The organism is Aeromonas sp. QDB34 (genome assembly GCF_027705405.1).
Classification (GTDB): domain Bacteria; phylum Pseudomonadota; class Gammaproteobacteria; order Enterobacterales; family Aeromonadaceae; genus Aeromonas; species Aeromonas hydrophila.
On record NZ_JAPDBT010000058.1, the window covers coordinates 1 to 1,084 of the forward strand.

Below are 1,084 nucleotides of genomic sequence, written 5' to 3' on the forward strand. Positions count from 1 at the left end.
CGCGAATTCAACTTCGAAGTGCGACACTCGCCTATGCCGCCTGACGGTACTCTTCGAATACCTTGACAGGCTGCCTGAATCCGAGACATTTCCGAGGTCGTAGGTTGAGCCACTGCTCCGCTCTCCTGACATCCTCGTCCGTGACCTCTCTCAGGTCTGTTCCCTTTGGGATAAACTGCCTCAACAGCCCATTGCTGTTCTCGTTCAGACCGCGCTCCCACGAAGAGTAAGGGTGCGCAAAGTAAGTCTCGGCACCCAGCGCTTCCTCTATCGCCTTGTGTTCGGCAAACTCGCCGCCGTTGTCAAAGGTGATGGTATGCACCTGCTCGATGTAGGGCGTTAACATCTCGATTATCGCATCCCGCACCACCCCAGCCTGTTTGCTCGCGACCCGCTTGACCAGATAGAGCCGGCTCTTGCGCTCCACCAGGGTGACCAGTGCACCTGTGCCTTGCTTGCCCAGCACCGTGTCCGCCTCCCAATCACCGAGCCGCTCCCGGCTATCGACGATAGCCGGCCGTTCATCAATAGAGCGGGCTTCCTTGATGGGAGAACGCAGGCTGCTCGCCCCCTTGCGGTAGCGCTTGTGGCCCTGGCGCAGATGGCGGTACAACTGGCCACCCCGGGCTTTGTCGGCGGCCACATGGCGGTATATCCACTCGTGACTCACCATGAGGCCTATCTGCTTGCCCACCGCGCTTATCTGCTCCGGGCTCCACCACCAGGCGAGTGTCAGCTCGACAAACTGGATGACATCGGCAGATAGCCGAGATTTGGCCGCACTGGCCCGTCGGTGGGTGGCGTGCTGATGCGCATTGTCTGGCTGGTAGCCCTGCGGCCCGGCGTTACGACGCAGCTCCCGGTAGAGGGTGGAGCGATGAACGCCAATGGCGCGTGCGGTGGCAAGGATGGACATCCCCTGTGCGCGAAGCACCGATAACTGGTATCGTTGCCCCTCGGTCAACTGCTGATAGCTCATGGTGATACTGCTTTTACTTTGGCGAGCAGAAGGGTACCACCAATCAGCAGTTGGCCACCTCTCGCCATTCATCCATGAGTGTCGCACTTATTATCTGAATTCCCG

At 59.5% G+C, this 1,084-nt stretch carries 1 protein-coding gene; it reads right to left on the minus strand.

Going from position 1 to position 1,084, the window contains the following annotated elements; translation table 11 throughout:
- Positions 1–31: 31 nt before the first annotated feature.
- On the minus strand, positions 32–979 hold the full coding sequence (locus OKC29_RS22975; protein WP_019706001.1) for an IS30-like element ISAs2 family transposase: 948 nt from the start codon (positions 977–979) through the stop codon (positions 32–34).
- Positions 980–1,084 lie beyond the last annotated feature (105 nt).

Bases quoted from the DNA above. Each gene is read 5' to 3' on its own strand.
- OKC29_RS22975 (WP_019706001.1), bottom strand. From the start codon at position 979: ATGAGCTATCAGCAGTTGACCGAGGGGCAACGATACCAGTTATCGGTG.